An 8,664-nucleotide genomic window follows, 5' to 3' on the forward strand; every position below is an offset into this window, starting at 1 on the left:
ATGACTGACTGGATGTTGTCGTTAATGCTATGTTATCAACAAAACAAGTATAGCACAAAAACCAACCTTCAATGCAACAATATAGAAAGAGCAATCACTCGATTTTAATGGTAAATTACCATTTAGTCTGGATGCCCAAACGACGGAAAAAAGTCCTGGTAGGAGACATAGAGAGGCGACTAAGAGAAATCATTCGCCGTGTCGGACTTCATCCCCGATTTAAAAATACGGGGCTTCCGTCCTCCCGCTTTTTCTCTGTGAGGGGTTTCGGATTTACTCGCTAATTCTTAGTGTAGTGGCGTGACACACCTTATTTGATGAATTAGAATTACGCCCGGAAACCGTAGGGGCGTACCGACGTGCGCCCAGAAAACATACCTACATGAGACCAGATTAACCGTAAAATCTATTCCACCATTTTAGATGTGTTACACCAGTAGCGTTGTTAGCGATCGCGAGGAACATTTGGGGCAATGTTTTGGTAGGGTAACAGGCAGGAAGTAGGACGCGACATCATCAGTGTCCCACTCCCTCACGCCATAAATGGAAAATTACCCCACATTGTAAGCAGTCTGTAATGCCCACCAGAGTAGGAAAGCAATACCCCCCAGGACTAGCACCGTCGAAATCACGATCGCCACAGGGCTATCTGCTCCCTTAAACTTCATGATGCCACGATTTAGGTCTGACATATCCGGTTATACGCTCCTATTTGAATTCAAGGGATTTCCCAACTCGAATATATCTTGACCTGAGCGTTTTGATCACAAAATTCCGTTGGGTGTAGGGCTTCTTGCCGGAACAGCTAAATTAGGGTCAATAGTGGTCATTGCCAATAATTTGCTCAAATGAAGGAGACTGTGGTGTGAAAGTATTGTTAGTCATTCTCGGAGTGTTGCTGGTATTGGTTGCGGGAGTGGAAGTCGGCTTGCGTTTACTCTTTGGCTTAGGGAAGCCGCCGATTTATATTGCCGATGAGCAAATTGGCTATTTATTAGCCCCTAACCAAAAGACGACTCGTATGGGTAATCGCATTGCCATTAATGACTATTCCATGCGGAGTGATGAGATTACACCAGAGCGATCCCCGTCTACACTGCGGGTTTTACTCTTAGGCGATTCTATCGTCAATGGTGGCTGGTGGACAGACCAAGACCAAACCCTTTCGGCGCTGCTCGCTGCTCAATTGGCACCGTTCAAGTCCCAGAAGGCGTTTGAGCAAATCGAAGTTCTCAACGCCTCTGCCAATTCCTGGGGACCTCGGAATGAATTGGCATATCTCCAACGCTTTGGCACGTTCAACGCCCAAGCTATAGTCTTGGTGATAAATACCGATGACCTCTTTGCCACCGCCCCCACCTCGATCCCGGTGGGACGCGATCGCAATTATCCCAGTCATAGACCCCCTTTAGCCCTGATTGAGGCAATTAGTCGTTTTTTGCCTTACGAATCTGTGCCAGAAATGGCGGCTGTTCGTGCTGAGGGAGGCGATCGCGTGGGTTTTAACTTAGATGCCATTCATCAAGTTTACAAGCTCTCTAAAGAGGCAGGCGCTGAGTTTCTGTTGGTCATGACCCCCCTATTACGGGAAATTGGCGAAAAAGGACCCCGTGATTATGAAATCAAAGCCCGAAATCGCCTAATTGGGTTGACTCAAGACCAGCAAATTCCCTACATCGATTGTTTGCCCATCTTCAACAACCAGCCCACCCCAGAAAGCTTGTATCGAGATCACATCCACTTAAGTCCCCAAGGTAATCAGCAGGTTAGTGACGTAATCGCGCGATCGCTTCATTACCAGTTATCAGTTACCAGTTATCAGCCAATTACTGACCACTGATAACTGGCCACTCGTCCAAACAACGGACAAATGACACTCAAGACAGGGCAACCATGGGAGACTTAATGTCATGCGGCTCTCGGTCTAAATGATGCCAAACTTGACCATCAAGAGCCATTTGCTCAATCAAACTGGCTAAACGCAAGGCTTTCAGCGCCTGTTCGCCACCAACAGAGGGTTGATTTCCGCCGCGCACACAGTTGACAAAGTGTTCTAACTCAGCGTATAGCGGTTCGATGTTACTGGTGTACACCTTTTCAATTAACCCATCCTGACGATAGAGAACTTGACCATAGTCAGTTTCACAATTGGCAGTCGTTTGCCGATGAATCAGAATTTCATTATTGAGAAAATCGGCTTCTGTGAGCGAATTTTTGCAATGGGCGGCAATGCGACGGATTTTGCGATGGGTTACCTTACTTGAGGTAAGAGTTGCCACAATCCCATTGGCAAAGACTAGATTAGCGGTAACGTAATCTAAATACCCCGACTCAGAGGCATTGCTACCACTAGCCGTTAATCGGATGACAGGGGCATCTGCCAGTTCCATCAGCAGGTCAATATCGTGGATCATTAAATCGAGAACCACAGATACATCGTTGGCTCTGTGGGAGTAGGGACTCATGCGATGCGCCTCTAGTGCCAGCAATTTCTCAGTTTTGAGAACTTTGCTGAGTTCTTGAAAGGCGGGATTAAACCGTTCAATGTGACCCACTTGCAGAATACATTGGTACTCAGCGGCAGCGTTGACTAGGGATTCTGCTTCAGCGATACTGGCGGCAATCGGTTTTTCGATTAAGGCATGAACCCCCGAACGCAGACAAGTCATCCCCACTTCATAATGCAGGCGGGTTGGTACCGCAATACAGACAGCATCAACATAGGGGAGTAAGTCGCGATAATCTTCAAAGAAGCGGACACGGTATTTACTCGCCGTATCCAAACCCCGTTCTACATTAATGTCTGCCACGCCTACCATTTCCACGTCTTTTAAAAGACTCAAAACGCGGGCATGATGCTGTCCCATGTTACCAACGCCAATCACGCCAATTCGGATTGGCTGGGGCAGGCTACGTTGGACATGAGTATCCAGATGTCTTTGATACATGCTATCTTGCACTCTTATATGCTCCTCCACCACGGGAACTAAGTCAATTTACTTATGTTGAGCCGCCTTAAACCATCCAGATAGTACCACAGCACCTTTAAATGTGAAGAATTCCAAAGATTGCCCCAATTTGCCAGATAACGGAAGTCTTTAGGACGGTCATTCTTTTTTCATTGTGGGTTTAGAGCTACTTTAGGTGTAGGTAAATGTGTCAGTTTTTGGGTTGTCCATTTTTGGGCGGGGGTCAAAACTTTCACCAGAGGAGGTGAAAATGTCGAAAGCCGTAGTTTTATTGTCCGGAGGATTGGATTCATCTACAGTCCTCTATCAAGCTAAGGCAGATGGCTATGAGTGTTATGCTATATCCTTTGATTATCAACAGCGACATCGGCGAGAACTCGAATCCGCGATCGCAATTGCTAAATGTGCTGGTGTCAAAGACCATCAAGTGGTAAGTTTTGACTTGCGCCAGTGGGGGGGTTCAGCCTTAACTGATGATACCCTCGATTTGCCCCAGGCGCGATCGCTCCAGCAGATGTCCCAGAGTATCCCTATCACCTACGTCCCCGCACGAAATACCATTTTTTTGAGTTTTGGGCTATCCTACGCCGAAGCGATGGGTGCTACAGCCGTCTATTTGGGGGTCAATGCGTTAGATTATTCCGGTTACCCCGATTGCCGTCCTGATTATATCCAAGCCATGCAGCAAGTCTTTCGCCTAGGCACAAAACAGGGGCGTGAGGGAGAACCGATTCAAATTATCACTCCGCTAATTCAGCTTAGGAAAACAGAAATTATCCAGTTAGGAAATAAACTTGGAGTGCCTTGGCAAGACACCTGGTCTTGCTATGCTGGGGATGAGATGGCTTGTGGTGTCTGTGATTCTTGTCGCTTACGCCTTGCCGCTTTTGCGGAAATCGGACTAAAAGATCCCTTGTCTTATGAACATGAAAGATAAGGGTTGAAACAGTTTTAACCCAACGCGCTGAAGAGTAGAACCTGATTTGTCGGGGTGGGTTTATGGGCTTTTGTGTTGCTATTAGGGAACCCACACTGTAGTCCTAGAGAGATTATTATGAAAACTAGGCAGCTTGTGAAAAGACTAGGGCAATTTAGCCGACGACTTAATTCCCGTTCTATCTGGGCATTCGTCGCCGTTGTCCAAGTTTTACTACTATTACTCATCTACTTAACTTGGCCCCCCACTCATTTAACCCTATTTGTTCCCGCTGACGAAGCTACCGCTTGGCAGTCATTAATTACTGATTTTCATAATAAATATCCCAAAATTCGGATTAATTTGAGAACGAAAACGAATCTGGCAGGTGATATTACCTATCGCCTTAAGGATGATTTTGTTCGAGACTGTCAAATAGGAAACTCCCTTTATGATTTAGTTTACACAGATATTATTTGGATGCCAGAGTTCGCGGCTAAGGGATGTCTGGTTGATCTATATAAATGGACGGCTAAAGATACCCTAGTCAATGAAGGATTTTTACCCAGTACAATCGACGCCGGAGAATATCAGGGTAAGCTCTATCGGATGCCTTTGCGTTCGGATATCGGTCTTCTATACTACCGCAAAAATTTACTGGGTAATACTCAGCCACCTGAAACCTTACAGCAATTGAAAACGCTTTCCCAAACTTGGCAAAATCAAAGGAACTATCCAGGTGTTTATTTATGGCAGGGATGGCGCTATGAAGGCTTGATCGCTACTTTTGTAGAAGTATTAGAAAGCTATGATGGATTCTGGATTAAACCAGACAGTTTAGAGGTAGGATTGGATCAACCTGAGGCTGAACAAGCTGTTCAGTTTTTACTCAATACAATTCGAGAGAATATTTCGTCTCCAGAAGTTATCTTATATAGCGAACAAGAATCATTGGACAGGTTTAATCAAGATCCCAATACCCTATTTCTTCGACAGTGGCCCTATGCCTGGAACCAATTAGCTGATCCATCTAATGTCGGCGTACAAGTCTTGAATCTTTCAGTCGATCCCAATAAAAATACATTGGTTCCGAGTGGCTGTAATGGGAGTTGGGGTTTAGGAATAGCTAAGAATTCACAACACCCAGATAAAGCCTGGAAAGCCCTTCAATATTTTACCAGTCAAGCTGCTCAGAAAAAATTGATTTTGGAGCAAGGATATTTACCCAGTCGAGAAGCGTTGTATGATGACCCAGAGATCAAAGCCAAGTATCCCTATTTACCGTCTTTGAAAGAGGCAGTCAAAAATTCAATATTGCGTCCTACCATTCCTCAGTATGATCAAGCCTCTTTTATCTTACAGAAATATTTGAGTAAATTGATTACCAGAACCGCCCTTGCCCAACAAGTTGATAATAATGAGATAACCCAGTTGATGCAGAAAGCCGCCGATGAAACGCGCCAATTGCTAAATTTGGAGATGTTGACGATTAATTGACCTGAATAACTTTCAGAGCCACATTTGTAGGGGTTTCCTTCAACTTCCTCCCATGAACAGAACAGTCCCTTGAGGAGACAACTGCCGTTGGTGCTGTTGGTAGGCTTGTAACCAGAGGACTCCTGATACTAATAAAATTGAGAAAATGACAAAGTTTAGAATCATTAATTTTAGGGGAAGTGGATAATTTTTGGGTATATCTGGATGAGGGAGGGGTTGTTTTTGGAGATGCGGCAAAATAAACGAGGCATTTGGCGGTCTACGATAGACAAATGGTGCCATAAAATAGTCAAGCCACTCGGCTAAAGCATCGGAAATTTTGTGAGTATGCTTGCGCCACATCAATTCACCTGTTTTATGGTTGGTGTCTAGTTCTAACGGATGTTTACCTGTCAATAAATGGACAAAAGTACGTCCTAGTGCATAGAGATCGGATTGGGGAACCGCATTACCGTTGATTTGTTCTGGAGGGGTATAACCGGGTGAAAAAACCCCTTCTCCCATTACATCTTTTCCCATCAGTCGTTGGACAACTGTACCCGTCATTTGGCAAACTGTACCAAAATCAATTAGCACTAGTTGACCATTGGGTCGTAGCATGATATTCGAGGGTTTAATATCCCGATGAAAATATTGTTGTTGATGCAGTGTATCGAGGATATCAAGTAACTGTTTTAGCCATTCAATGGCTTTGGCTTCGGAAATGGGTGGATTATGTTTGAGCCATGATCGTAAATTTTCTCCCTCTACTTCTTCCATTACCAAGCAATGTAAGGGACGAGAACGGCGGGGAACAGAAACGGTAAAATAATCGTCTTCGGGTTGAACTTTAGGAATGCCGGGATGGTTAAGTTTTTTTAGAATTTCGGCTTCTTGTTTAAATAGGCGAACTAAAGTGGAATTGTTCCGGGTTAAAACTTTCAGCACTTTATGCTTTGCCCCTTGAATTGCCGCCTCTGCTGCTAAATCCCGGACTTCAAAGATTTTGGTGGGATTGGGTGCCTCTAGGGGTCGAAGGGGTTTCAGCAGCCGATATCGACTGTTGATGGTTAATGGAGTGTCACAGCCTTGACAGTATTCCAGATACTCAGGATTTTCCCGTTGGTCGCACTTGGGGTTGATACAGTAGCTCATCGGATTTTTAGATGGGTTTAGGTGACTTCTTAAAATTAACATCTACCCCTAGAAATAAATTAATTTTAGGACTTACGCACAGATTGGCATTAGGGACACAACCTGTTTCCTGTTCCCTCCCCTCACTACAATCCTTATTCAGCAACCCCTAACTATTGAGCTTGGAGTGTAAACAGAGTGACCTCTGGAGGACAGTTGAGTCGTATTGGCAGATCACTAAAGCCAATCCCACGATTAATATACAGTTTATTACCTGAGGCGCCATAGCCGTCACTCCAACCATCGACATGTTCCCAGTTTTTAGCTAATGCTAACCAAGACCATTGGGGTGTGAATGGCAGGCGAATTTGTCCGCCATGAGTGTGTCCAGCAACCGCTACAGGTGCGGTATTAGCAGGTAAAGCCAGAAATGATTTGGGATTGTGCATCATCACAATCCTGGGATTAGCGGATGGCACTTGCGCGATCGCGTCTTTTGGTTTGTCCTTATTTGCCAGATGGGAACCAATGCCTACTAAATAAAAAGAGTCGGTGTTTCCATCACTAAGATTGTCCCCAGAATTTCCGGGTAGAGATAATTTGACGGCTTGGTTTTCCAGAACCTCTATCCCAACTTCTTCTAACGCCGCCTCTAACCGTGCGGCTAAGTTCTCTTTGGGTGGAGTATCCAGCTTAATCATACCGTAGTCGTGATTACCTAATACTGCATAGGTGGGAATATCGGCTTCGGGTAAGGGACGCACTAAATCAACGATGTTAGCAATTTCTGGGTCTGTGCCTTTAAAGGCATGGTAAATAAAGTCACCGCTAATCAGGACGACACTAGGGCGTTCTTCCACCAGTTCCGCTATACTACGGCGGACGGTAGGGGTATTGTCTAGCCACATCCCGTATTGAAAATCTGAAACCAGTCCAATTCGTTTTCCTTGCCAAGCCGCAGGAAGATTGGGAATTACTGCCACTTCTTCTTCTATGTCGAGAATATAAGGCTCAATTAAGCTCCAAATTAAAAGAAAACCCAATAGTCCGACTAAACCTAACAGAATATACTTGATTTTTTTCATGGTTATTTATCACTGGTTAATTTAGTAGAGACGCGCCATGGCGCGTCTGTTCATGTTCCCTAATGCAGTATTACTTTGTCAATCGTCGTTTGATCATCTAAGGTGGTAGCTCGATTGGTGGTTTTGATCGAGGCGATCGCATCCCAAACCCAGCCGTCATTGTGAATCAGCGCCAACAGCAGCCGTCGGCGTTTAGTGACGTGTTTGGTTGCGTCCCAAAATTGGCGATCGCTAACCGTGGGAATCCCTTGTTTCCTGAGTCGTTCCAGGGATGGAAGAGGTGGTAATTTCCCAAATTGCACCTTGAGGGTTATAACTTCCCATCCCTAGAGTAGCGATGGTATAACCGACAAAATAAATTCTTTCTAACGTAGTGGCGGGCAGTTTTTTCGGCGTTACCACAGCCGTTTGATCAGCGCTAAATATTAGCGTCCATCCCACCCAGGTTAAGGCAAACCAAAGCACGGCTACAGTAACGAGAATTAGCCAACCCGTAACTAACAATAAGCGGTGATTGGAGTGCCAGCGATGAATCTGAAGCGCGATTCTCCACAGCCAAGCCGAGATTCTGCTGGTTAGAGGACTTCCTCCTCCCACTGTTAATGTTGTGATCAGGACATCAATAGACACAACGATGAGAATGAGCAGTCCGAAAACAAGTAGCAGAATTGACATAAGAGAAACGAACATAGTTCATGCGATCACAGATTACCTCACCACCGGGCAAAAAACCTGCATCTGAGGGAATAAGTAAGGGAATAGGAAACAGTGAGCAGGAACAAGGGATTGAGGTTGGAGCAAATTTAAGCCTAGAGAGAGGGGATTCCTGAGTAGGGATAAATCTAAGCTGAGATTGGTAATACCATCCGAATAAGCAATCGATAAGATTTTATCAACCTATAGTACCCAAGCACAAACGCCACATATAGCACGGCAATGTCGTACCCCTACAGGTAGCTCTATCAAAACGTGGGGGATTGGGGGAGCTATAGAACTCCATCCTCAACTAAACGGAGTGAAGTAGGGTGGGGGTACATTGGACTCCCCCAAGGTAAATTCAATCTGGTCAACCCCGATTGAATTT

The 8,664-nt window shown here is 45.1% G+C and carries 9 protein-coding genes and 1 pseudogene; 4 read left to right on the top strand and 6 right to left on the bottom strand.

Annotation, left to right across the window (positions count from 1 at the left end):
- Positions 1–71 precede the first annotated feature (71 nt).
- Positions 72–203 (top strand): annotated as a pseudogene (locus ACLGGO_RS34335) (transposase); the annotation flags it as partial.
- 348 nt (positions 204–551) lie between these two features.
- Here the strand turns inward: ACLGGO_RS34335 and ACLGGO_RS34340 are convergent.
- Positions 552–692 carry a hypothetical protein gene (locus ACLGGO_RS34340; protein ID WP_446338971.1) on the bottom strand — a complete coding sequence of 47 codons (141 nt, stop codon included), beginning with the start codon at positions 690–692 and terminating at the stop codon, positions 552–554.
- 173 nt (positions 693–865) lie between these two features.
- Between ACLGGO_RS34340 and ACLGGO_RS34345 the strand changes: the two genes are divergently transcribed.
- A complete protein-coding gene (locus ACLGGO_RS34345; protein ID WP_446422675.1) occupies positions 866–1,840 on the top strand; it encodes a GDSL-type esterase/lipase family protein in 975 nt (324 codons plus the stop codon).
- Between the two features lie 37 nt (positions 1,841–1,877).
- On the opposite strand, the gene ACLGGO_RS34350 is transcribed toward ACLGGO_RS34345, so the two are convergent.
- Entirely contained in the window at positions 1,878–2,948 is a 1,071-nt protein-coding gene (locus ACLGGO_RS34350; RefSeq protein WP_446338973.1) for a Gfo/Idh/MocA family oxidoreductase, read from the bottom strand.
- 271 nt (positions 2,949–3,219) lie between these two features.
- On the opposite strand from ACLGGO_RS34350, the gene queC reads away from it, so the two are divergent.
- Together queC and ACLGGO_RS34360 are read left to right on the top strand one after the other, a co-directional pair.
- Positions 3,220–3,906, top strand: a complete 687-nt coding sequence (queC, locus tag ACLGGO_RS34355) for a 7-cyano-7-deazaguanine synthase QueC (protein ID WP_446422676.1) — start codon at positions 3,220–3,222, stop codon at positions 3,904–3,906.
- Between the two features lie 117 nt (positions 3,907–4,023).
- Positions 4,024–5,382, top strand: coding sequence for an extracellular solute-binding protein (locus ACLGGO_RS34360; protein ID WP_446422677.1), 1,359 nt, complete (start codon positions 4,024–4,026; stop codon positions 5,380–5,382).
- Between the two features lie 39 nt (positions 5,383–5,421).
- Here ACLGGO_RS34360 and ACLGGO_RS34365 read toward each other — a convergent pair whose 3' ends face one another.
- From ACLGGO_RS34365 to ACLGGO_RS34380, 4 genes are all read right to left on the bottom strand, one after another.
- On the bottom strand, positions 5,422–6,516 hold the full coding sequence (locus ACLGGO_RS34365) for a serine/threonine protein kinase (protein WP_446422678.1): 1,095 nt from the start codon (positions 6,514–6,516) through the stop codon (positions 5,422–5,424).
- 152 nt (positions 6,517–6,668) lie between these two features.
- Positions 6,669–7,580 carry a metallophosphoesterase gene (locus ACLGGO_RS34370; protein ID WP_446422679.1) on the bottom strand — a complete coding sequence of 304 codons (912 nt, stop codon included), beginning with the start codon at positions 7,578–7,580 and terminating at the stop codon, positions 6,669–6,671.
- A gap of 59 nt (positions 7,581–7,639) precedes the next feature.
- Positions 7,640–7,882 carry a hypothetical protein gene (locus ACLGGO_RS34375; protein ID WP_446422680.1) on the bottom strand — a complete coding sequence of 81 codons (243 nt, stop codon included), beginning with the start codon at positions 7,880–7,882 and terminating at the stop codon, positions 7,640–7,642.
- Positions 7,812–8,270 (bottom strand): hypothetical protein, encoded by a 459-nt coding sequence (locus ACLGGO_RS34380; protein ID WP_446422681.1) that lies wholly within the window; start codon positions 8,268–8,270, stop codon positions 7,812–7,814. Before ACLGGO_RS34380 ends, ACLGGO_RS34375 begins: the two co-directional genes overlap by 71 nt.
- Between the last annotated feature and the right edge of the window lie 394 nt (positions 8,271–8,664).

It is taken from the genome of Coleofasciculus sp., assembly GCF_046565525.1.
Taxonomy (GTDB): domain Bacteria; phylum Cyanobacteriota; class Cyanobacteriia; order Cyanobacteriales; family Coleofasciculaceae; genus Coleofasciculus.